Consider the following 23,106-nt stretch of genomic DNA (forward strand, 5'->3'; position numbering starts at 1 on the left):
CCTTGAACGACAAGGCCCGCAGCCACATACAGCAGGTCGATCCGAAAAACGGAGCACACCGAATGCGGCGCATTGTAGCCGCAAGCTGTAGGACTGGCACCTAGCCGATTTGTCGTGCGGAGCGTCGGATCAACCCGATGACCGGCAGCAACCCAACCAGTACCAGGGTCAACGCCGGCAGCGAGGCCCGCGCCCATTCCCCTTCACTGGTCATTTCAAAGATGCGCACCGCCAGGGTGTCCCAGCCAAACGGGCGCATCAGCAAGGTGGCGGGCATTTCCTTGAGCACATCGACAAACACCAGCAGCGCCGCGCTCAGGGTGCCAGGCAGCAACAACGGCAGATACACCTTGCAAAACAGTTGTGGCCCACTCACGCCCAGGCTTCGCGCGGCCTCGGGCAACGACGGACGTATACGCGCCAGGCTGTTTTCCAGAGGCCCGTAGGCGACCGCCAGGAATCGCACCAGATACGCCAGCACCAGCGCCGACAGGCTGCCCAGCAGCAACGGCTTGCCCGCGCCGCCCAGCCAGCCCGACAGCGGCACCACCAGTTCGCGGTCCAGATAGCTGAAGGCCAACATGATCGACACCGCCAACACCGACCCGGGCAAGGCATAACCGACATTCGCCAGGCTGATGCCGGAACGGATCGCCCGCGTCGGCGCCAGGCGGTTGGCGAACGCCAATATCAGCGCCACGCTGACCGTCATCAGCGCCGCGATCGCGCCCAGGTACAGCGTGTGCACGATCAGGCCGGTGTAGCGCTCATCCAGATCGAAGCGGCCGCGCTGCCAGAACCAGGCCACCAGTTGCAGCATCGGGATAACAAACGCGCAGGCGAACACCAAGCCACACCAACCGCTGGCCGCTGCCGCCTTGAGCCCGCGCAGGTGATACAGCGCCTTGCCGCGCGGGCGCTCGTTGCCGGGCCGGCTCGCTCCACGCGCGCGCCGCTCGCCATACAGCACCAGCATCACCACCAGCAACAACAGGCTGGCCAGTTGCGCGGCGCTGGACAGGCTGAAAAAGCCGTACCAGGTTTTATAGATGGCGGTGGTGAACGTGTCGAAATTGAACACCGAGACCGCACCAAAGTCCGCCAGGGTTTCCATCAGGGCCAAGGCGACACCGGCACCAATCGCCGGCCGCGCCATGGGCAGCGCCACGCGCCAGAACGCCTGCCACGGCGACTGGCCCAGCACCCGTGCCGCTTCCATCAAGCCCTTGCCCTGGGCCAGGAATGCAGAACGCGCCAGCAGATAGACATAGGGGTAGAACACCAGCACCAATACGATGATCACGCCGCTGGTGGAGCGCACACGCGGCAGGCGCAGCCCCGCGCCGAACCCTTCGCGCAGCAGGGTCTGCACCGGGCCTGCAAAGTCCAGCAGCCCTACAAACACGAAGGCCAGCACATAGGCCGGAATCGCAAAGGGCAGCATCAACGCCCAATCCAGCCAGCGCCGCCCCGGGAACTCGCAGAGGCTGGTGAGCCAGGCCAGGCTCACCCCCAGCAACGTCACGCCAAGACCGACGCCGAGCACCAGGGTCAAGGTGTTGGCGAGCAGACGAGGCATCTGGGTGTCCCACAGGTGGGACCAGATTTGTTGATCGATGCTTTGCCAGGACAGCAACAGCACGCTCAGCGGCAGCAGCACCAGGGCAGCGACGGCGAAGACCGGCAGGTACCAGCGGCGTTGGGCGGGGTGGGCCAAAAGCAAATTCCCTGGGAATGGACTATCTGAAGGCAGACACAAAACAGTGTGGGAGGGGGCAAGCCCTAATGCCGTCTGCAGGAGCGAGCTTGTTCGCGAAAAACTCACAGGCACCGCGTTCATTCAGAAAGCACGCGTTATCGTTGACGTTTTTCGCGAGCAAGCTCGCTCCTACAATTAGGGCTTGCCCCCTCCCACCTTTTGATTGGCAGCGATTTAGAAACTCAGTTCCAACCGGCGCGATCCATCAAGCGGATCGCCTCGGCCTGACGCTTGCCCGCCACTTCCACCGGCAAGGTATCGGCCACGAACTTGCCCCAGGTCGCCACTTCGGCGGACGGCGGTACCGCAGGGTTGGCTGGGAACTCCTGGTTCACGTCGGCGAAGATCTGCTGCGCCTCGGGCGTGGTCATCCATTCCACCAGGGCCTTGGCCGCTGCCGGGTGTGGCGCATGTTTGGTCAAGCCAATACCCGACAGGTTCACATGCGCGCCACGGTCGCCCTGGTTCGGCCAGAACAGCTTCACCGCCAGGTCCGGCTTCTGCTTGTGCAGGCGACCGTAGTAGTACGTGTTGACGATACCAACGTCGCATTGCCCGGCGTTGATCGCTTCCAGCACTGCGATATCGTCGGAGAACACATCGGTGGACAGGTTATTCACCCAGCCTTTGACGATTTCTTCGGTTTTGGCCGCGCCGTGGGTCTCGATCAGCGTGGCGGTCAGGGACTGGTTATAAACCTTTTTCGCCGTGCGCAGGCACAAGCGGCCTTCCCACTGCTTGTCGGCCAGGGCCTCGTAGGTGGTCAGGTCACCCGGTTTTACCCGGTCGGTGGAATAGGCGATGGTGCGCGCGCGCAGGCTCAAACCGGTCCAGGCATGGGCCGAGGAGCGGTATTGCAGCGGGATGTTCTTGTCGATCACCTCGGAGGTGAACGGCTGCAGAATGCCCATCTGCTCGGCCTGCCAGAGGTTGCCGGCGTCGACGGTGAGCAGCAGGTCGGCGGTGGCATTTTCGCCCTCGGCCTTGATGCGCTGCATCAGCGGGGCTTCCTTGTCGGTGATGAACTTCACCTGTACGCCGGTCTTGCGGGTATAGGCGTCGAACACCGGTTTGATCAGTTCGTCGATGCGCGAGGAGTAGACCACCACTTCGTCGGCGGCCTGCGCAGTGGCGCTGCCGATCAGGGTGAGTGCCAGGGCAGTCAGGAGGCGCTTGGATGCCAACATGGGTGCGGTCTCTCATTTGCAAAAAGAGCGCAAATGATAAGGACTCACATTTGGTAACGCTCGGTGGAGGCGTTACCAGATGTTGCACGGTCGGAGAGAGGCGTGAGGACTGATGGCCTCGGGGCATAGATCTCTACACAACGCTGTAGCACCCAACGCTAACCACGATGCGCAGCGAGTAGCTCTTGATCTTGATCTTAGGCGCCCCGTTAAACCACGCTGGCCGAACGCAGGCTTGAATCCGTGGGTAACCCGGCAGGACGCCGGGTTAGCCGCACTGGGCCAGGGATGGCCCATTGCGGCGGCCCACGGATTCAAGCCGGAGTGAGGGCACACCGAGCATTAGCGAGGTGCCGAGTGGTGGGCAAGAGCGTTTTGCTTACTTTTGCGCTTTACAAAAGTGAGCCGCCGTCAGGGCGGAACCCTAAGTAGCCGTTACCGCAGAAACGGATATGTACTCAATCTGATCCAGCATCCTGGTCGGCCCTGAGGCCGCCATCGGGGGCAAGCCCCCTCCCACAGGGGGCCGCATTTCAATTTACAGTTTGGCGAGGTCCGGGAGGTCGCCGGTCAGGCCCAAGGCCTGGCGTACAAACACTGCCTTGGCTTCGGGCATCTGGTCGACCAGTTTCAAGCCGGCATTGCGCAACCAGCGCAATGGCAGTTGATCCGCCTGAAACAGACGCTCGAAGCCCTCCATAGCGGCCATCAGCGCCAGGTTATGCGGCATGCGCCGACGCTCGTAGCGGCTCAACACCTTTACATCCGCCAGACGTTCGCCACGTTCGCTGCCCGCCAGCAGCACTTCGGCCAGCACCGCAGCATCGAGAAAGCCCAGGTTCACGCCCTGCCCGGCCAATGGATGGATGACATGGGCCGCGTCGCCAATCAACGCCAGGCCCTCGGCCACATAGCGCTTGGCGTGACGCTGACGCAATGGTACGCAGACGCGCGGGTCGGCGCTGATCACATTGCCGAGACGCCCCTCAAAGGCCCGCTCCAGCTCACGGCAGAAGCGCTCATCGTCCAGGGCCATCAGGCGCTCGGACTCCGCCGGCGTGGTCGACCAGACAATCGAGCACCAATCCTCCTGCCCATCACGCACCAGCGGCAAGAATGCCAGCGGGCCCGTGTCGGTGAAGCGTTGCCACGCCGTGCGCTGGTGCGGCTGGCTGCCGCGCACGCTGGTCACGATGGCGTTGTGCAGGTAGTCCCACTCACGGGTGGGGGTGCCGGTCAGGCGGCGCACTGCGGAGTTGGCGCCGTCGGCGGCGACCACCAGCGGCGCGCGCAGCTTGCGCCCATCGGCCAGGGTCAGCAGCCACTCATCGCCGGAACGGCGCATCTGCTCCAGGCGCGCATTGGCCAGCAGCCCCAGGTCACAATCATGCAGGCGGTCCAGCAAGGCATCCTGGATCACGCGGTTCTCGACAATATGCCCCAGCACCTCGGCATGCACGCTGGCCGCCGAAAAGTGGATCTGCCCGGTGCCGCTGCCGTCCCACACTTGCATCTCGCCATAGGGGCTGGCGCGGCGCTCGACGATGCCGTCCCACACGCCAAGCCGCTCGAGAATGCGCTGGCTGGCGGCGGACAGTGCACTGACCCGCGGTTCAAACGCCGCCGCCGGTTCGAACGGCTTGACGCTCAGCGGGCTGCCGTCAAGCAGCAATACCTGCAGGCCACTGCCCTGCAACGCCAGCGCCAGGGCGCTTCCGACCATTCCGGCCCCGACAATCAGCACATCTGCGCGCATGTCCATAGTCAAGCCTGTCTCGCTGGCGGCTTGCGCCGCACGTAAAGGGTTTTGTCGACCCGCGCCACCAGGGTGCCGGAGCCGTCATGAATCTGGACCTTGAGGTGAGGCAAATATTTCTCGCCATCGGCGGTCTGTCGACGCACCTCATCGAGCAAGGCGTCGTCGATGGAAAACTCGGCATACACCGGGCCTTTGCCCGGCGAGATGAAGTCGATGCTGGCGGCCTTGTCCCACACAATGTAATCGCGGCCCAGGTTCTCCATCAGCATCAGCATGTAGAACGGGTCGACCATCGAATACAGGCTGCCGCCGAACTGAGTGCCCACATAGTTGCGGTTATACCAGCCCAGGCCCATGCGCACCTTGACGTGACGAAAGTCGGCGCTCATCTGCTGCACGCTGATCCCGGCGCCCAGGTACGGCGGATAGAGCGTCATCACCCAGCGCAGCAGCCGGGCCTTGCCCAGGCGCTGGATCAGCCACTTACGCATCGGAGCGCGTGCCCAGGCCCATGGCCTGACGGGCGAACCAGCGCTTGGCCGGCGGCAGCAGATCCAGGCCGAGCAGGCCCATGTTGCGCCCCAACGCAACCAACGGTTGTCCGCTGCCGAACAGGCGCGTGACCTGGTCGGAGAAACCCACGGTCAGTTGCTGGTCCAGGCGCTGGCGCTCGCGGTAGCGCTGCAGTGTCGCCAGGTCGCCCGGCACGGCAGGCCCGGCCAGCAAGGCTTCGGCGAGGGCGTTGGCATCGCGCAACGACAGGTTGAAGCCCTGCCCGGCGATCGGGTGCAGGCTGTGCGCTGCATTGCCGAGGACTACCAGGTGCGAGCGGACCTGTTCTTGCGCTTCCACCAGGGTCAGCGGGTACAGATGCCGTGCGCCTACCTGCTTCAGGGTGCCCAGGCGATAGCCGAACACGCCCTGCAATTCACTCAGGAAACTGCGCTCGTCCAGATTGGCCAGACGCTGGGCGTCCATGCCCATGCGGGTCCAGACCAGCGCGCAGCGGTTGTCGGGCAGCGGCAGCAAGGCCATCGGCCCTTCATCGGTAAAGCGCTCGAACGCTTCGCCGTTGTGGGCTTCGCTCGGGGTGATGTTGGCGATCAGCGCGCTCTGGTTATACGGGCGCGTCTTCACGCCGATGCCCAGTTGTTCGCGCAGGCCCGAGCGGCCGCCGTCGGCCAGTACCGCGAGGTCGCACTCCAGCACCGTTTCGTCGTTGAGGGTCAGGCGGTAGCCCTCAGGCAGCGGCTCCATGCGCGTGACTTCCGCCGGGCAGCGCCAACTGACCACGTCCTTATCCAGGCCTTGCCACAGGCATTGGCCCAGCCAGGCGTTTTCCACCACGTAACCCAGGGCCGGCACGCCCTCCTCCATGGCTGACAGACGCGCGGTGGAGAAACGTCCACGGTCGGACACATGGATTTGCTTGATCGGCTCGGCGCGACGGGAGATGTCCTGCCACAGGCCCAGGCGCTGATAGATCTGCCGGGCACCAAAGGACAGCGCCGAAGAACGCGCATCGTAGCTCGGCTGATAACTGTCACCCGGCGCAAAGGGTTCGATCAGTGCGATTTTCCACCCTCGCGCCTTGGCCCCGGCCTGCAACGCCAGCGCCAGGCTGGCGCCCACCAGGCCACCGCCGATGATCGCCAGGTTGACCCGGCTCATCGGGCAGCCGCCATCAGCGCTTCGATCTCGGCCACCGTCTTGGGCACCGCACCGGTCAGAATTTCACAGCCTTGCTTGGTCACTATCACGTCGTCCTCGATGCGTACGCCAATGCCACGCCACTTCTTCGCTACGTTCTGGTTGTCCGGTGAAATATAGATCCCCGGTTCCACGGTCAAGGCCATGCCGACTTCCAGCACACGCCATTCACCGCCCACTTTGTACTCGCCCACATCATGCACATCCATGCCCAGCCAATGGCCGGCGCGGTGCATGTAAAAGGCGCGGTAGGCTTCGCTGGCGATCAGTTCGTCAACGTCGCCTTGCAGCAACCCCAGCTTGACCAGCCCGGCCGTGATGACCTGCACGGTCGCCTCATGCGCCTGGTTCCAATGCTTGTTCGGCGCAATCTGCGCGAAGGCGGCTTCCTGGGAGGCCAGCACAATCTCGTAGATCGCCTTTTGCTCGGGCGAAAACCTGCCGTTGACCGGCCAGGTGCGGGTGATGTCACTGGCGTAGCAGTCGATCTCGCAACCGGCGTCGATCAATACCAGGTCACCGTCCTTGAGCAGCGCGTCATTCTGCTGGTAATGCAGGATGCAGCTGTTACGCCCGGCGGCCACAATGGAGCCATAAGCCGGCATTTTCGCGCCGCCCTTGCGAAACTCGTAATCCAGCTCGGCCTCCAGGCTGAACTCATGCAGGCCGGCACGGCTGGCTTGCATCGCGCGCACATGGGCGGCGCAGGAAATCCGCGCCGCCTCGCGCATCACCTTCACTTCCGCCGCCGATTTATACAGGCGCATGTCGTGCAGCAAGTGATCCAGGGCAACGAATTCGTTTGGCGGCTGGGCGCCCAGGTGCGCTTTGGAGCGGATCACGTTGATCCACTCCATCACATGCCGGTCGAATTCGGCATTGCTGCCCATGGCCGAGTACACCCGGTCGCGGCCTTCAATCAGGCCGGGCAGGATGTCATCGATATCGGTGATGGGAAACGCGTCGTCGGCGCCAAAATCGCGGATCGCGCCTTCAGTACCCGCGCGCAGGCCGTCCCACAATTCGCGTTCGGCGTTGCGCTCGCGACAGAACAGCACGTACTCGCCATGCTGGCGACCAGGCATCAGCACGATCACCGCCTGCGGTTCAGGGAAGCCGCTCAGGTATTGGAAGTCGCTGTCCTGGCGGTAGACATGTTCCACATCACGGTTGCGGATCGCCACGGCGGCGGCCGGCAGGATCGCGATGCTGTTGGGTTCCATCTGCGCCATGAGCGCCTTGCGGCGACGGGTGTATTCCGCTTTGGGGATATGGATCATGGGCAGATGGGCTTCCTTTTAATGCAGGGACGGCTTGGGGGCTGCCGGCTCAGCGGACTTCCTGGTCTCGGTGAACAGCAGCAACGGTGCGACGCGCAGGTATTCCATGACCTCCATGTAGTCACCCTCGCCGTCTTCGGATTCTTCCAGGGCGTCCTGCACCTGGGAGATGGCCGCCAGGTCCTGCAACACTTCCTTGGCGTCGGTGCTCAGTTCCAGGCCGCCGGCGTTCACGCCGAAACCGTGGAGGAAACCCTGGCACCATTGACCCAGGGCAGCGGCACGCTCGGCGAGCGGTGCGTCGTCGGTCGGCAGCAGCAGGACCACGGTGACGTCATCACCGGTCAGTTCGCCCTTGACCATCTCTTGCAGGCCGATCAGCGCGTTACGCACGTTCTCGGTCGGTTCGGTTTCCAGCAGCTCGGCCACATCGGCCAGCCAGTTGTCGGCATCGAAGCCCACGCCGGTGCAGCTGCGGCCCAACAGCACGCCGTGCAGTTCGGCAGGCGAGCAAGGATGACCGCTGGTGCTCAGCAGTTTTGAAAAAGCGTCGTACGGGGAGTTCTGAATGGGCATGGTGAGCTAGGCGCCAGACGGCGCAATGTCTAGAATGGAGCGCTGTATCCTAGCACCGGCAGACGCACCAAGACTATCGAGGGCGTCAGATCGTTTATCCTGAAGTTGCCATTCATCAGACAAAATCCAGTGGAACCCAATGGAAGACACCGACCTGCAAGCGCTGATGGCCAGACTCGAACTGCTAATTGATCGGGTCGAGCAACTTAAGAGTCAAAACGGACTCCTATTAGCTCAGGAAAAGACCTGGCGCGAGGAACGCGCTCACCTCATTGAAAAAAACGAAATCGCCCGGCGTAAGGTCGAATCGATGATTTCGCGCCTGAAGGCCCTGGAGCAAGACTCATGAGTTCAAGCAATAGCGTTACCGTGCAGATCCTCGACAAAGAGTATTCGATCATCTGCCCCCAGGAAGAGCGCAGCAACCTGGTGAGCGCTGCCCGCTACCTGGACGGCAAGATGCGTGAAATCCGCAGCAGCGGCAAAGTGATCGGCGCCGACCGCATCGCCGTGATGGCTGCACTGAACATTACCCACGACCTGCTGCACAAGCAGGAGCGGCCTGACGTGCAGGCCAGCGGCTCGACCCGCGAGCAAGTGCGTGACCTGCTCGAACGCGTCGACCTGGTGCTTTCCACCGATTCGGACGCACCCAAGGGCTGATTGCCGAGTCTGTTTAAGGTATACTCGCCTCACTCCCTGGCGTGTTTGCCAGTCGGCGATGTCCCGGAGCCGATTCGCACTACCCTGGAAGTTGCACGTTGGGCTGGTGTGCATGTCCGCTAGACGGAAAGCCTTAAAGCCTACTGCTTCTTCCACCTTGAACTTTCGGGTTCAAGGGCTTAGTCGACAGCGGCTCTGCCGGGGAGCCTGAATTCCCAAACTCAATGCCAGTCCCCGGACTGGCATTGTTTTATGAGCCAAAAAGCCATGACCGAACCTGCGCCGCTTTCCCGTCCGCACCTTCGACGCATGTTGCGCAACGCCCGCCGCGCCCTCACGCCCCGCGAGCAGCGCGAGGCCGCCCTTGGCCTGTATCGGCAACTGGCACAGCACCCGCTGTTTCGCCGGGCCAAACATATTTCCCTGTATCTACCGACGGACGGTGAAATTGACCCGCGCCTGCTGCTGCGCGCTGCCCAGCGCCGGGGCAAGGCGACCTACCTGCCGGTACTGAGTGCGTGGCCGCGTACCAAAATGGTGTTCCAGCGCGTGCGGCCTGGGGATAAGTTGCGGCCCAACCGCTTTCGCATTCTCGAACCTCGGGCCGTCGCCCAACGCCAACGCAAGGTGTGGGCGCTCGACCTGGTGCTGCTGCCGCTGGTGGGGTTCGATAATGAGGGTGGGCGCTTGGGCATGGGCGGCGGATTCTATGACCGCAGCCTGGCTTACCTCGCCAGGCGCAACACATGGCGCAAGCCGACGCTGTTGGGGTTGGCCCATGAATGTCAGCAGGTTGATCGCTTGGCGCAGGCGAGTTGGGACGTGCCGCTGGCGGGCACTGTCACCGATAAGCACTGGTATGTCGCAGAAACGTCGCTGGAGCCAGCGACGCTTTAAAGTCGTGTTAACGCTTGAATTGCTGCTGCACAGGCGAGAGTTCAACCGGTGCATCGGTCTTGTTCGACCACAGGCTCTGGGCATAACCGGTGGTCACGACACCCAGACCAAACAAAATAACCAATATCCATAGTAAATCCGGTTTACGTTGCATCGATTGCCCCCCTTCAGGCATCTCGTACACGATGACAACAACGTTCCAAAGTAGTCCGTTGCAGCTGCACCAAGCTTGAAGCCCGGCATTCTGCGGTAACGTGAACCAACACGCAAACCTTGGCGCCAACCGACTGTCGGTTTGTCATGCAATTGCCCGACAACTTGCCCAATACCTGTTTGAGGAGCCCAAAATGGCCTATTGGCTGATGAAATCCGAACCTGACGAGCTGTCCATCGTAGACCTGGAAAAGCTCGGCGAAGCCCGCTGGGACGGGGTGCGCAATTACCAGGCGCGTAACTTCCTGCGCACCATGGCGGCCGGCGATGAGTTTCTCTTCTACCACTCCAGTTGCCCGGAGCCGGGCATCGCCGGCATCGGCAAAATCATCCAGGCCGCCTATCCCGACCCGACCGCACTGGAGCCAGACAGCCACTATTTCGACGCCAAGGCCAGTGCGGAGAAAAACCCTTGGAGCGCAATTGACGTTGCGCATGTGCAGACCTTTCCCAAAGTACTGGGCCTTGGCTACCTGAAACAGCAGGCCGCGTTGGCAGAGATGCCTTTGGTGCACAAAGGCAGTCGGCTTTCGGTGATGGCCGTGACGACTGACCAGATGACTACGATCATCAAGCTTGCCTGCAGCGGGAGTCCTGGCTTTAACGCAGACAGTTAAAATCTGTCGCTATAAAAAACATTTGAACATTAGAAAAACATATAAAAACCTGTCATTTCTGACAGTAGCAAACGCTTCAATTTCAAAGTTTACTGGCGCTTTCAACATTGACTACGCAAAGCGACCTGGGCAGCTTTACATGCTCATAAAACTATTGGAGAGTCACCGTGACAGAACTACTCATTGACGGCATCCTCGTAACAACCCTTGATACTGCCCCCCCACCAACCAGCACACCGATTAAATTGGCGTATTCAGCAGAGGTTCCTGAATGGGGATACCTCGGCGCCATACAGTTCGAATATTCTCTTAGTACGCCTCAGACGGTTTTAATAAGAACCCTACAATACTATCTCCGAAGCTCGTCACTGCCGGAGCGTACGGTATTTACCGTCCGAGCGCCTGACCACGCAACATTATCTATAAACCCAACAGCGTTGAACCAGTGGACAAGATGGGACTCAAGCTTGATAACGCCCCGGCTCAGCAACATGTTCTGCGAACTGGAGTTCTTATTCCAGGCGATGCCGACTGGCAGCACTCAAGTAAAAAAAAGAACCGCAGCATTGCCTTTCAATTAACACACATACTTGCCTGCGACTGAGAAACCAGTCGCAGGCTTCGTTTATCTGCCCTTATTGAATAATCAAGTTATTGAACAACAAATCCTCGACCATCGGCTTACCCGTTTCATCGTTCATTACTTGCTGCGTCTGTTTCAACGCTTCCTGGCGCAGTTTCTCCTTGCCCTCAACAGTGCTCATTGCCTCATTAGTCTGCTGGGTAAACAGCGCCACCAGTTGGTTGCGAATCAACGCATCGTTGGCTTTAACCGCCGCGGCGGCTTCGGTGCCGGTCACGCGCAGGGCGATGTCGGCCTTGAATACCTTGAGTTTTGCCGTGCCATCCAGGCCGTAGTTGCCCACAAACGGCGGGGAAAGGCTGATATAGCTGACCTTCGGCGCCTCGCCCTCTTTGGCTTCTTCGGCCTGGGCGGCCATCGGCAAGGTCAGGGCCAGCATCAACAGGATCCACGCTTTCACAGTTCATTCCTCGAATTCGGTTGCCGGGTAGCATAACGCTAGCAAGGCTGAGTACAAGCTTATGGGGGCTTATCAGGCGCGGGCATGCTCGTTGACCCACGGGCGTACCCTCCTACACTTATCGGCCACGACGCCAAAAGGAATAGTCCGATGAAAGCTGTGCTGTGCAAAGCCTTCGGCCCCGCCGAAACCCTGGTGCTGGAAGAAATCGCCAGCCCCGCGATCAAGAAGAACGAAATCCTGCTGGACGTGCACGCCGCCGGGGTGAATTTCCCGGACACCCTGATCATCGAGGGCAAATACCAGTTCAAGCCGCCCTTCCCGTTTTCGCCGGGTGGCGAAGCGGCAGGTGTGGTGAGTGAGGTCGGCGAAAAGGTCAGCCACCTGAAGGTCGGTGATCGCGTGATGGCCCTGACCGGCTGGGGCAGTTTTGCCGAGCAGGTGGCGGTGCCGGGCTATAACGTGCTGCCGATCCCGCCCAGCATGGATTTCAACACCGCCGCAGCCTTCAGCATGACCTACGGCACCTCGATGCACGCGCTCAAACAGCGAGCCAACCTGCAACCCGGCGAAACCCTGCTGGTGCTCGGCGCTTCCGGTGGTGTGGGCCTGGCCGCCGTGGAAATCGGCAAGGCCATGGGTGCGAGGGTGATCGCCGCCGCCAGCAGCGCCGACAAACTCGCGGTGGCCAAGGCGGCCGGCGCCGATGAGTTGATCAATTACAGCGAAGCCAGCCTCAAGGATGAGGTCAAGCGCCTCACCGATGGTAACGGCGCCGATGTGATCTACGACCCGGTGGGCGGCGATCTGTTTGACCAGGCGATCCGCTCGATCGCCTGGAACGGCCGTTTGTTGGTGGTGGGTTTTGCCAGCGGGCGCATCCCCGAATTGCCGGTGAACCTGGCGCTGCTCAAGGGCGCGGCGGTGGTGGGCGTATTCTGGGGCTCGTTCGCCCAGCGTCAGCCGCAGGACAATGCGGCCAATTTTCAGCAACTGTTCACCTGGTATGGCGAGGGCAAGTTGAAGCCGTTGGTGTCGCAGGTGTACCCGCTGGAACAGGCGGCCCAGGCGATCAATGATCTGGGGCAGCGCAAGGCTGTGGGTAAGGTTGTCGTCCAAACCCGTTGACGGAAGTGGAACGCGGTCAGTGTGGGAGGGGCTTGCCCCCGATAGCAGTGGGTCAGCCAGGAATGACTAACCTGATACACCGCCATCGGGGGCAAGCCCCCTCCCACACTTGATCCTCAACGACCCACGCTTACCTATTAGCGACATGTTCATAAAAGAACATGCCATTGCTCCCATTTCCTGTGTTTGCAGATAAGAGGCGATGCTATTTTCGGTAACGAAACTGTAACATTCGCATCCGCAGTCAAAACAAGAAATTTGGAGCTCTTGAATGTTTGCTTTCTTTCGACCTGCCGCACACCAGGCGCCCCTGCCTGAAGAAAAAATAGACAGTACCTACCGACGTCTGCGCTGGCAGATCTTCGCCGGTATTTTCTTCGGTTACGCCGGCTATTACCTGCTACGAAAAAACTTCTCCCTGGCCATGCCCTACCTGATCGAGGACGGCTACACCCGCGGTGAGCTGGGCCTGGCGATGTCGGCCATCGCGATTGCCTACGGCCTGTCCAAGTTCCTCATGGGCCTGGTGTCCGACCGCTCCAATCCGCGTTACTTCCTGCCCTTCGGCCTGCTGGTGTCAGCGGGGGTGATGTTCATTTTCGGTTTCGCGCCCTGGGCGACGTCCAGCGTGACCATGATGTTCATTTTGCTGTTCATCAACGGTTGGGCCCAAGGCATGGGCTGGCCGCCAAGTGGGCGGACCATGGTGCACTGGTGGTCGCAGAAAGAACGCGGCGGCGTAGTCTCGGTGTGGAACGTGGCGCACAACGTCGGCGGCGGCCTGATCGGTCCGCTGTTCCTGCTGGGCATGGCCTGGTTCAATGACTGGCATGCGGCGTTCTACGTGCCGGCCACGGTGGCGCTGGCTGTGGCGGCGTTTGCCTTCATCACCATGCGCGACACCCCGCAATCGGTTGGCCTGCCGCCGATCGAGCAGTACAAGAACGACTACCCGGAAGGCTACGACGCCAGCCACGAAGACGAATTCAGCGCCAAGGAAATTTTCGTCAAATACGTGCTGCGCAACAAAATGCTGTGGTACATCGCGTTCGCCAACGTGTTCGTCTACCTGCTGCGCTACGGCGTACTGGACTGGGCACCGACCTACCTGAAAGAAGCCAAGCATTTCACGGTCGACAAGTCGTCGTGGGCGTATTTCTTTTACGAGTGGGCAGGTATCCCGGGCACGCTGCTGTGCGGCTGGATGTCGGACAAGATCTTCCGTGGCAATCGCGGCCTGACCGGCATCGTGTTCATGGCGCTGGTGACCGTGGCGACCCTGGTTTACTGGCTCAACCCGCCGGGTAACCCGATGGTCGACATGATCGCGCTGGTCTCCATCGGCTTTTTGATCTACGGCCCGGTGATGCTGATCGGCCTGCAGGCGCTGGAACTGGCACCGAAGAAAGCCGCCGGTACCGCTGCGGGCTTCACTGGCCTGTTCGGCTACCTGGGTGGTTCGGTGGCGGCGAGCGCGGCAATGGGCTACACCGTGGACCACTTCGGTTGGGACGGTGGTTTCGTGCTGCTGATTGGCGCGTGCGTGCTGGCGATCGCCTTCCTGATCCCGACGCTGTGGCACACCAACAGCGTCAGCTCGGCGCGCTAGCTACCCGAGCAATCCTTTGCACAACGCTTGAGCCGCGCCTCCAGGTTTTTATCTGGCATGGCGTGGCTACGCAGGGCGTTCACGGTCTGCTCGACATAATCGCGAGTGGTGCCGTAACGCCCGCAAGCGCTTTGCAGCACGTGATTGAGTACGATATCGGGCAAGTTGCCGGCGTAGCTGGGCAAATGCCGCTCCAGCACAAATCCCAACGCCTGTACCTGACTGCCATCTTCCAGGCGGCAACTGAGCCAGTGCGGCTTGTAGGAGGGGTAAGGCATTTCGCGCTGCCACAGTGCATACAGCGAAGCCTCCAACTGATCTTCCGGCAAGCGGTAGGCAAACCCGCTGCACGAACCGCCCCGATCCAGTCCGAAGACCAGGCCCGGCAACTCCGGCGTCCCCCGGTGCTCGTGGGACCACAGGTACAGGCCACGGTGATAACCGTGAACCCGCGCGCGCACTCGCTCGCTCGACGAACATTCAGGACGCCAGATCAGCGAACCATAGGCAAACAGCCAGACCGGCCCACCCTTGTGCCGGGCCATGGTGGCCTGCATCGAGCTCATTAATTGTTCGTGAGTGAGTTGCGGCCCAAGATCGAGCCGCGGAGGGTAAGCCAACTGCAAAAGATCGGTTTCAATGGCGGTCATGGCGAAAAGCGTTGCGCCTCCTGTGTGCTACCAGTTGTAAGCGACTTTACCGTAATAAAACGCGCCGCTGTAACCGTACGGCGAAAAAGTGCTGTAGGCCAGGTTGCCGCCGCTGCTGGCGTAGGCATTGACCTTCTCGGGGTATTTATCGGTGACGTTGTCGCCGCCCAGGGTGAAGGTCCAGTTCTTCAACTTGTAGTCCGCCGACAAATCCAGCACCCAGGCTGCCTTGAAGGTCTGGTCGTTGACCTTGTCCGCCTGGTAGCTGGTGAACTCACCATAGCGCACCAGGTTGCTGTGCAGCGCCCAATTGCCGAAGGTGAAGTCGTTGCCCAGGCTCAGCTTGTGCTGGGGCGTGGTGTCGCCGAGCAAGCCGATGCGCTCGCGACGGTCCACCCGCACCAGGTTGGCGCCCAGGCTGTCGAGGACGGCCGGGTTGGCCTTCACGTCGGTGACTTTGGTGTGGTTGTAGTTGTAACCCACAGTGCTGTTCCAGCGGATGCCGTTATCGAACTGATAGCGATAGTTGGCCACCAGGTCGACACCGTCGGTGCTGGTGTCGGTGGCGTTGGTGAAATAGCGCGCCGTGGTGTAATTGATATTGCCGACGCCGTTGGCTTGCAGGTAGGCCACCGTCGCCGGATTGAGCGTGAGGTTGGACGACAGGCTGATACGGTCACGTATGTCGATGCGATACACATCCAGCGTCACCGTCAGGTCGTCGGCAGGCTCCAGTACCAGGCCAAGGCTGTAGTTACGCGACTTTTCAGCCTTGAGGTCTTCGGCACCGAGCAGGCGCGCCACTTGGCTGTTGGCCGGGAACGTGCCGGCCTCCTGAAGGGTGCTGCCGATCAACTGCGAAGAGGTGTAGGCGAAGTTCTGCTGGGCCAGGGACGGCGCGCGAAAGCCATTGGAAATGCTGCCGCGCAACGCCACTTGCGGAGTGAAGTCGTAACGCGCCGACAACGAACCGCTGACGTTGGAGCCAAAATCGCTGTAGTCCTCATGGCGCACCGCGGCCGAGGCGCTGAGTTGTTCGGTGAAGTTGGTTTCCAGGTCCAGGTATTGCGCCCAGCTATGCCGGGTACTGGTGCCGGCATCCGCATCGCGGAACCCGCCGAGGCCCGAGCTGCCGGTCTGGTAGTAGGACGCGGGCTCCCCAGCTTCGATTTCATAGCCCTGGTGCAGGTATTCCCCACCCAACGCCACGGAAACCGGGTACGGCAGCAAGCTCAGGTCAAACTCACGGGACAGGTCCAGGCTGACTTGCTTCTGCTCGTTGCTCAGGGTGCCGTTGTTGAATTTGCGCGGCGTAGCCAGGCCCAGAGAGGTGTTGATGGTTTCGGTGCCGAGCTCGTACTGGTTCTTGCCGTAGTTGGCCGACAGGTCGTAATGCCAATCGTAGGCGAGCAGCCCGCGCAGACCCGCCACCAGCGAGGTGTCTTCCAGGTTCCCTTTGATCAGTGGCAGGTAGCCGTTGGGGTTGAGTGCCGGGATATTGTTGGAAGCGTTGCTCGCGCGGTAGAACGCTGCCGTCTCGCCACGGCGCTTGCTGTAGCCACCGAAGCTGTAGAACTCGGCGGCATCGTTGAAGGAATATTCCGAGTTGAACTGGAATTTGCCTTCATTGGTGGCAGGCTCGCCTTGACGGAACACTCGCTGGCCGTAGGTGGTGGAACCGATGCTGCCTGGGCGGTAATCCTTGCCGGCGCGGTTGGTGTAATCGTTGTCGGCACCTTCGGCTGACAGATTGATAAAACCGTTTTCGCCCAATGCCAGGCCCGTATTGCCGCTGACATTACGCTGGATGCCGTCACCCTTTTTGTACCCGCCGAAGCGGGTCGAGATCGAACCGCCCTGGTCGTCATGCTTGAGGATCACGTTGATCACGCCGGCGATCGCGTCAGAGCCGTAACGTGCCGAAGCACCATCGCGCAGCACTTCGATGTGGTCCACCGCCGACAGCGGGATTGCATTCAGGTCCGCCGGTGCCGAACCGCGACCGACCGCACCGCCGAGGTTGACGAACGCACTGGTATGCCGGCGCTTGCCATTGACCAGCACCAACACCTGGTCCGGCGACAAGCCGCGCAACTGCGCCGGGCGCACCAGCTCAGCGCCATCCACCAGGCTTGGCCGTGGAAAGTTGATCGATGGGATCAGTCGCGCCAGCACCGCGCCCAGCTCGTCAGAGCCGGTACTGCGCAGGGTTTCGCCGGAGATCACATCGATTGGCGACAGCGACGCACTGGCGGTGCGCTCCTGGGCGCGGGTGCCGGTCACGATGACCGTATCGAGTTTGGGCGCATCGACGGCGGACGTTTCACCCGCCAGAACTGGATTGAATCCCACGACGGTCAGCAAATTGGCCGACAAAATCGCCGTGTATAACGCGTGTTTCCTGTAGTTCCCCATACCGCTCCCTATGAATCAATAAATAGAACTTCAACGCTCTGAGTTCGTACGATCGATCCGGCTGGCGGGCGGTAGCGGTCAGTGATTGGTGACTGTGGATGAAGTCGGTAGTCCGTTGGCATATAGCCTAAAGATATTCATCGAAGAAAATAAATACCTTAAAAGAATAAGCGAAGGTATAAGCACCCTTCCCCGCTCATCGGCCACCGCGACGGCAATCCGAGCGCTTTCAGCCCAGGTTCAGCCTGAGCAGCGGGCAATCCGCCAAAATGCCGCACACATCACGACTCACTTAGCCGCTCATCCAATCAACTATCAAGGCCGCCCATGCACAGAATCCGCTTGCCTGGCCTGCTGTTCCTGGCCCAGGCCACCACTGCACTGGCAGCTGAAACCCCAGCGGCAAACGACGACAAAGGCTTCTGGTACGCGCAGACCAGCGTCTACACCCGGCATTTCGCGCCCGACCCCGAGCACAACAACCAGCAAAACCTGCTGGGACTGGAGCGCAACGAAGCGTCGGGCCTGGTCTATGGCGCGGCGACCTTTCGCAACTCGTTCAGGCAACGCGCCTACTACGCGTACGCCGGCAAGCGCTATGACATGGCCGAATACCCGGTGTACCTGAAGGTCACGGGCGGGGCGATCCAGGGTTATCGCGGCAAGTACCGTGACAAGATCCCCCTGAACCGTTATGGCGTGGCGCCCGTCATCATTCCGTCCGTGGGCACGCATCACGGGCCGATGGCGGCAGAACTGGTGTTGCTGGGGTTCAATGCAGCGATGGTGACGACTGGACTAAGATTCTGAACGGGCGCAAATCAATGTGGGAGGGTGCAAGCCCTGTCTGTAGGAGCGAGCTTGCTCGCGAAAAACGTCAACGATAACGCGTGCTTTCTGAATGAACGCGGTGCCTGTGAGTTTTTCGCGAGCAAGCTCGCTCCTACAGAGGGCGGCATTAGGGCAGGCCCCCTCCCACCTTTCGATCACTTCACGGACGCGGGGCGTAGGCAAATACGTCAGCGCGCATCTGGTGCGCATCCATACCGGCGTCGACCAACGCATCCAGCGTGCCGTAGATCATCGCCGGTGATCCGCTGGCGTACACGTGCACGGCCTTGAGGTCGGCAATGTCTTCGCACACGGCCTCGTGCAGCAATCCGCAGCGTCCTTCCCAACCGCACAGGTCACTGACGACTTTGTGCAGGAACAGGTTGGGCAGTTGCTGCCACTGATCCCAGTGCTCGATCGCGTAGAAATCCTCCGGGCGACGCACGCCCCAATACAGGTGCACAGGGTGCTTGAAGCCGGACGCCCGGCAATGCTCGATCAGGCTGTGCATCTGGGCCATGCCGGTGCCGGCGGCGATCAGCACCAGCGGCCCGTCCGGCAACTGGGCCAGGTGGGTGTCACCGAAAGGCAGTTCAATACGCGCCATGCGGTTGCGCCGTAGCTGGTCCAACAGGTTGCGTGCGCTGTCCTCACGGGCCAGCACGTGCAGTTCCAGCTCGCGGCCGCAGTGAGGTGCCGACGCCAGGGAAAACGCCGACTTCTCACCGTTCTCGCGCTCGATCATCAGGTATTGCCCGGCGTGGTAACGCACCGCCTTGCCAGCCGGCGCGCGCAGGCGCACGCGCCACACATCGCCGCCGACGTCCACGCATTCGCTCAACTGGCACGACAATTTGCGCAACGGCAACTCCCCCGGCGCCAGCACGCCATCCCACAACACAATGCAATCCTCCAGCGGCTCGGCGATGCAGGTGTAGAACTCACCATGATCGCGCACTTCGCCGCTCTGCTGCACACGGCCCTCCACCAACAGCGCCGCACACACGTGGCATACGCCGTTGCGACACGCCTGCGGGCATTCGTAGCCCAGGCGGCGCGCGCCGTCGAGGATGCGTTCGCCAGGGTTCAGCTCCAGTACCGCACCGGAAGGTTGCAGGGTTAAACGCATCAATCTATTCCCAAGTCTTTCCAGATGGCATCGACGCGAGCCGTCACGGCGTCATCCTTGACGATTACCCGGCCCCACTCGCGGGTGGTTTCACCCGGCCATTTGTGGGTGGCATCCAGGCCCATTTTCGAACCCAGGCCCGACACCGGCGAAGCGAAGTCGAGGTAATCGATCGGCGTATTGTCGATCATTACCGTGTCGCGCTTGGGGTCCATGCGCGTGGTAATGGCCCAGATCACGTCGTTCCAGTCGCGGGCATTGATATCGTCGTCGGTGACGATAACGAACTTGGTGTACATGAACTGTCGTAAAAACGACCACACACCCAGCATTACCCGCTTGGCATGGCCTGGGTACGACTTCTTCATGGTGACGATGGCCATGCGGTACGAGCAACCTTCCGGCGGCAGGTAGAAGTCGGTGATTTCCGGGAATTGCTTTTGCAGGATCGGCACGAACACTTCGTTCAGCGCCACGCCGAGAATGGCCGGCTCATCCGGTGGGCGGCCGGTGTAGGTACTGTGATAGATCGGCTTGATCCGATGGGTGATGCGCTCAACGGTGAACACCGGAAAACTGTCGACTTCGTTGTAATAACCGGTGTGGTCGCCGTAAGGCCCTTCATCGGCCATTTCGCCCGGATGAATCACACCTTCCAGGATGATTTCGGCGGTGGCCGGCACTTGCAGGTCGTTGCCGCGGCACTTCACCAGTTCGGTGCGGTTACCGCGCAGCAGGCCGGCGAAGGCGTATTCGGACAGGCTGTCCGGCACCGGCGTCACAGCGCCCAGGATGGTAGCCGGGTCGGCGCCCAGTGCCACGGACACCGGGAATGGCTGACCCGGGTGTTTTTCGCACCATTCGCGAAAATCCAGGGCGCCGCCACGGTGGCTCAGCCAACGCATGATCACCTTGTTGCGGCCGATCACTTGCTGGCGGTAGATGCCGAGGTTCTGGCGGTCCTTGTTCGGACCTTTGGTGACGGTCAGGCCCCAAGTGATCAGCGGGCCGACGTCGCCGGGCCAGCAGGTCTGCACGGGGAGCATGGCCAGGTCGACATCATCGCCTTCGATGACCACTTCCTGGCATACCGCGTCCTTGACCACCTTGGGCGCCATGGCAATGATCTTGCGGAAGATCGGCAGCTTCGACCAGGCGTCCTTCAAGCCTTTGGGCGGCTCGGGCTCCTTGAGGAAGGCCAGCAGCTTGCCGATCTCGCGCAGCTCGCTGACCGACTCCGCCCCCATGCCGAAGGCGACGCGCTCGGGGGTGCCGAACAGGTTGCCGAGCACCGGGATGTCGTAGCCGGTCGGGTTCTCGAACAACAGCGCCGGGCCCTTGTTACGCAAGGTACGGTCGCAAATCTCAGTCATTTCCAGTACCGGTGAAATCGGCATCTGGATACGTTTCAACTCTCCGCGCTGCTCAAGTTGCTGCACGAAATCCCGAAGATCCTTGAATTTCATTAACCATGCCACTCGTAAAATAGGCGTACATCCTACCTGCTCTCGAGGCGGCTGGCAGCTTAATTGGCCGTCAGCCCCCGCGACTGCAACGAACTGAACAGCGGCTCCAGAAAGGCCTCGATATGCCGCGCGCCCACTTCAGACAGGTGGTTATCGTCGGTGTACAGCGCGCGCCCGTTGAGTTCGACCCGGCACAAGCCATCGGTGCCGCACAGCAAGGGCGCCGGGTCCAGCACCGCTACGCCGCTGTCGGCGGCCGCCAGCTCGTCGAACAACTGGCTGATGAACGCCTGGCGCTTTGTATGCTTGGCTACGTCGAGACCTTCGCCGTTAAACGGTCGGTGCATCATTGCCAGGCGACTGAGACGGTAAGGCACGATGATTTCCTGCAGCGGCACCTCCTTGACCAGCCAGACCTTGTGCCCCGCGGCGCGCAGCGCCTGGATGCGCTCGCGCATCCCCTGGGCAAAGCGCTGCTCAGCCACAGCCTGCACGTACTCGCCGGTGCTGGGGTCTTTGAGCGCATGTTCTTTGTCACCCGACATTTGCCCGTACACATACAGGCTCCAGCGCGCCGCCAACACCACATCGCTGATTTTCTTCTCGGCCATCGCCTTCTCGACGCGATGGTTGAAATGCGCACAGCGGGCAATATTCTCAAGGCCATCCAAGGGGATACAGCCGGCAAAGCTGGCTTCAATCACGCTGATATCATGGCGATCAGCGCCCTCTTTGAGCGCCGGAATCAGCGCGGTGGCGTGACTGTCGCCCCACACCAGCGCCGAGACCGACTGACTTTTCGGACCGAAATGGCAGAACAACCGCTCATCGGGCGTGTCCTTGTCAGCCATGCACGCCATCAGCTCCGGGCTCCACTTCTTCGCCTTCGCGAAAATCAACGCCTGCTCAGACAAGCGCGACGGCACACCGTCGAATTCGCGGATCGCCAAGCCAGTGAAACCAAGCCCCAGAATACCGGCCACGGCTGAGGCAAGAATCGCCTTACGCGAGGCCAGCAAGCGTTTTTCCCGGAACGGGGTTTCCACGAAGCGCCAGGACAGATAGCCCAGCACCAACGAGAGCAGCATCAAGCCGGCCAGTTCCAGGGCGCTCAAGCCATCCACCGCGGCATAGTTGGCGTACACGAACACCGGCCAGTGCCACAGGTACCAGGAATAGGAAATCAGCCCGATACCGACCATCACCCGCGTACTCAGCAGGCGCCCGACCCAGGTGTATTGCTGCCCGTTGGCCCAGATCAACCCGACCACACCCAGCACCGGCAAGAGCGCGGCCGGGCCGGGGAACGGGGTTTTCGCGTCGTAACCGAATACGGCGATCAGGATCAGTGCCATGGAGGCCAGGCTGACCCCTTGGGCCAGGGCGGGCGAAGCGCGCCATTGATATTTGGGCAATACCGCCAGCATCGCCCCGGCCAGTAATTCCCAGGCGCGCAGGTGCAGCAGGAAGAAGGCTTTTTGCGGCTCATGCTCAACCGCCCAGACGCTCATGCCAAACGAGCCCAGCAACACTGCGAACAGCGCCAGGCGCCAGTGTTTCAGGCGACTTGAGAGCAACGTGAGCAGCAGCGGGAAGAAAATGTAGAACTGCTCTTCTACCGCCAGTGACCAGGTGTGCAGCAGGGGCTTGATGTCAGAAGACGCATCAAAGTAGCCATGCTGGCGCGAGAACAACAGGTTGGAGGTAAAGGTCACCTGATAGTGCGCGGACCGCCCCAACTCTTCGTAGTCCTTGGGCGCCAGCAGAAACCAACCCACAACGAGTGTGGCCGCAATCATGACGAACAGCGCCGGCAGGATGCGCCGTGCGCGCCGGGCCCAGAAGTCGACGAAACTGAAGCGCCCGGCCTGACGCTCACGCCAGATAATGGAGGTGATCAGAAAGCCGGAAATGACGAAGAATACATCGACGCCAACGAAACCGCCGGTGAGGCCAGGAACGCCGAAGTGAAACAACACGACTGCGAGGACAGCGATGGCACGCAGGCCGTCAATGTCCCTGCGGTAAGCAAGAGTGGTCATAAGAATTGTGGTCAGTCTGTGACGAAAGGAGTGAGCGTAGTCGCGGGTACAATTTTTGTTACTTAACGGACACTTATGCCATAAAAACCGATGAATCTCGACGCAAAAAAAATGGCGCCCCGTCGGGACGCC

21 protein-coding genes and 1 other RNA gene are annotated in these 23,106 nt (G+C 61.2%); 8 read left to right on the forward strand and 14 right to left on the reverse strand.

Features of this window, described 5'->3' with window-relative positions; all coding sequences use genetic code 11:
- Window positions 1-100 precede the first annotated feature (100 nt).
- From BFQ04_RS08535 to BFQ04_RS08565, 7 genes are all read right to left on the reverse strand, one after another.
- Window positions 101-1,717, reverse strand: a complete 1,617-nt coding sequence (locus BFQ04_RS08535) for an ABC transporter permease (RefSeq protein WP_065950434.1) — start codon at window positions 1,715-1,717, stop codon at window positions 101-103.
- 224 nt (window positions 1,718-1,941) lie between these two features.
- Complete coding sequence (locus BFQ04_RS08540) at window positions 1,942-2,946, reverse strand: extracellular solute-binding protein (protein ID WP_065950435.1); 1,005 nt, start codon at window positions 2,944-2,946, stop codon at window positions 1,942-1,944.
- Window positions 2,947-3,484: 538 nt separating this feature from the next.
- Window positions 3,485-4,702: a 2-octaprenyl-3-methyl-6-methoxy-1,4-benzoquinol hydroxylase gene (locus BFQ04_RS08545; protein WP_175413265.1), complete on the reverse strand. Its 1,218-nt coding sequence runs from the start codon at window positions 4,700-4,702 to the stop codon at window positions 3,485-3,487.
- An 8-nt stretch (window positions 4,703-4,710) separates the two neighbouring features.
- Window positions 4,711-5,196 (reverse strand): DUF4442 domain-containing protein, encoded by a 486-nt coding sequence (locus BFQ04_RS08550; protein WP_065950437.1) that lies wholly within the window; start codon window positions 5,194-5,196, stop codon window positions 4,711-4,713.
- Window positions 5,189-6,376 carry a 2-octaprenyl-6-methoxyphenyl hydroxylase gene (ubiH, locus tag BFQ04_RS08555; protein WP_065950438.1) on the reverse strand — a complete coding sequence of 396 codons (1,188 nt, stop codon included), beginning with the start codon at window positions 6,374-6,376 and terminating at the stop codon, window positions 5,189-5,191. Before ubiH ends, BFQ04_RS08550 begins: the two co-directional genes overlap by 8 nt.
- Window positions 6,373-7,695, reverse strand: coding sequence for a Xaa-Pro aminopeptidase (pepP, locus tag BFQ04_RS08560; RefSeq protein WP_065950439.1), 1,323 nt, complete (start codon window positions 7,693-7,695; stop codon window positions 6,373-6,375). Before pepP ends, ubiH begins: the two co-directional genes overlap by 4 nt.
- An 18-nt stretch (window positions 7,696-7,713) precedes the next feature.
- The gene (locus tag BFQ04_RS08565; protein WP_057723388.1) at window positions 7,714-8,271 is read right to left on the reverse strand and encodes a YecA/YgfB family protein; all 558 of its coding nucleotides are present in this window, start codon (window positions 8,269-8,271) and stop codon (window positions 7,714-7,716) included.
- A 139-nt stretch (window positions 8,272-8,410) separates the two neighbouring features.
- Between BFQ04_RS08565 and BFQ04_RS08570 the strand changes: the two genes are divergently transcribed.
- From BFQ04_RS08570 to BFQ04_RS08585, 4 genes are all read left to right on the forward strand, one after another.
- On the forward strand, window positions 8,411-8,620 hold the full coding sequence (locus BFQ04_RS08570) for a TIGR02449 family protein (protein ID WP_003177365.1): 210 nt from the start codon (window positions 8,411-8,413) through the stop codon (window positions 8,618-8,620).
- Complete coding sequence (locus BFQ04_RS08575) at window positions 8,617-8,934, forward strand: cell division protein ZapA (protein WP_005792389.1); 318 nt, start codon at window positions 8,617-8,619, stop codon at window positions 8,932-8,934. The genes BFQ04_RS08570 and BFQ04_RS08575 overlap by 4 nt, the downstream gene beginning before the upstream one ends.
- A gap of 30 nt (window positions 8,935-8,964) precedes the next feature.
- Window positions 8,965-9,143, forward strand: a non-coding RNA gene (gene ssrS, locus BFQ04_RS08580) — 6S RNA.
- A gap of 58 nt (window positions 9,144-9,201) precedes the next feature.
- Window positions 9,202-9,831, forward strand: coding sequence for a 5-formyltetrahydrofolate cyclo-ligase (locus tag BFQ04_RS08585; RefSeq protein ID WP_065950469.1), 630 nt, complete (start codon window positions 9,202-9,204; stop codon window positions 9,829-9,831).
- A gap of 7 nt (window positions 9,832-9,838) precedes the next feature.
- Here BFQ04_RS08585 and BFQ04_RS29630 read toward each other — a convergent pair whose 3' ends face one another.
- The gene (locus tag BFQ04_RS29630; RefSeq protein ID WP_015886446.1) at window positions 9,839-9,985 is read right to left on the reverse strand and encodes a hypothetical protein; all 147 of its coding nucleotides are present in this window, start codon (window positions 9,983-9,985) and stop codon (window positions 9,839-9,841) included.
- Between the two features lie 193 nt (window positions 9,986-10,178).
- On the opposite strand from BFQ04_RS29630, the gene BFQ04_RS08590 reads away from it, so the two are divergent.
- Window positions 10,179-10,661 (forward strand): EVE domain-containing protein, encoded by a 483-nt coding sequence (locus BFQ04_RS08590; protein WP_065950440.1) that lies wholly within the window; start codon window positions 10,179-10,181, stop codon window positions 10,659-10,661.
- Between the two features lie 635 nt (window positions 10,662-11,296).
- Here BFQ04_RS08590 and BFQ04_RS08595 read toward each other — a convergent pair.
- Window positions 11,297-11,704: a flagellar basal body-associated protein FliL gene (locus BFQ04_RS08595; RefSeq protein WP_065950441.1), complete on the reverse strand. Its 408-nt coding sequence runs from the start codon at window positions 11,702-11,704 to the stop codon at window positions 11,297-11,299.
- A gap of 150 nt (window positions 11,705-11,854) precedes the next feature.
- Between BFQ04_RS08595 and BFQ04_RS08600 the strand changes: the two genes are divergently transcribed.
- Together BFQ04_RS08600 and glpT are read left to right on the forward strand one after the other, a co-directional pair.
- A complete protein-coding gene (locus BFQ04_RS08600; protein ID WP_065950442.1) occupies window positions 11,855-12,832 on the forward strand; it encodes an NADPH:quinone oxidoreductase family protein in 978 nt (325 codons plus the stop codon).
- A 271-nt stretch (window positions 12,833-13,103) separates the two neighbouring features.
- Window positions 13,104-14,441 (forward strand): glycerol-3-phosphate transporter, encoded by a 1,338-nt coding sequence (gene glpT, locus BFQ04_RS08605; RefSeq protein ID WP_065950443.1) that lies wholly within the window; start codon window positions 13,104-13,106, stop codon window positions 14,439-14,441.
- On the opposite strand, the gene BFQ04_RS08610 is transcribed toward glpT, so the two are convergent.
- Window positions 14,438-15,091 (reverse strand): gamma-glutamylcyclotransferase, encoded by a 654-nt coding sequence (locus BFQ04_RS08610; protein ID WP_057723381.1) that lies wholly within the window; start codon window positions 15,089-15,091, stop codon window positions 14,438-14,440. The two genes, glpT and BFQ04_RS08610, sit on opposite strands and share 4 nt — an antisense overlap.
- A gap of 27 nt (window positions 15,092-15,118) precedes the next feature.
- Complete coding sequence (locus BFQ04_RS08615; RefSeq protein ID WP_065950444.1) at window positions 15,119-17,506, reverse strand: TonB-dependent receptor plug domain-containing protein; 2,388 nt, start codon at window positions 17,504-17,506, stop codon at window positions 15,119-15,121.
- 327 nt (window positions 17,507-17,833) lie between these two features.
- On the opposite strand from BFQ04_RS08615, the gene BFQ04_RS08620 reads away from it, so the two are divergent.
- Window positions 17,834-18,316, forward strand: coding sequence for a sn-glycerol-3-phosphate transporter (locus BFQ04_RS08620; RefSeq protein WP_065950445.1), 483 nt, complete (start codon window positions 17,834-17,836; stop codon window positions 18,314-18,316).
- Between the two features lie 181 nt (window positions 18,317-18,497).
- On the opposite strand, the gene BFQ04_RS08625 is transcribed toward BFQ04_RS08620, so the two are convergent.
- From BFQ04_RS08625 to BFQ04_RS08635, 3 genes are read right to left on the reverse strand one after another with little or no spacing between them, the layout of a single operon-like run.
- Window positions 18,498-19,466 (reverse strand): CDP-6-deoxy-delta-3,4-glucoseen reductase, encoded by a 969-nt coding sequence (locus BFQ04_RS08625; RefSeq protein ID WP_065950446.1) that lies wholly within the window; start codon window positions 19,464-19,466, stop codon window positions 18,498-18,500.
- Window positions 19,466-20,932, reverse strand: coding sequence for a 4-hydroxy-3-polyprenylbenzoate decarboxylase (ubiD, locus tag BFQ04_RS08630; protein WP_065950447.1), 1,467 nt, complete (start codon window positions 20,930-20,932; stop codon window positions 19,466-19,468). Before ubiD ends, BFQ04_RS08625 begins: the two co-directional genes overlap by 1 nt.
- A 59-nt stretch (window positions 20,933-20,991) precedes the next feature.
- Entirely contained in the window at window positions 20,992-22,974 is a 1,983-nt protein-coding gene (locus BFQ04_RS08635; protein WP_065950448.1) for an acyltransferase family protein, read from the reverse strand.
- Between the last annotated feature and the right edge of the window lie 132 nt (window positions 22,975-23,106).

The sequence above is a fragment of the Pseudomonas sp. 37 R 15 genome, from assembly GCF_900004865.1.
Lineage (GTDB): Bacteria > Pseudomonadota > Gammaproteobacteria > Pseudomonadales > Pseudomonadaceae > Aquipseudomonas > Aquipseudomonas fluorescens_AM.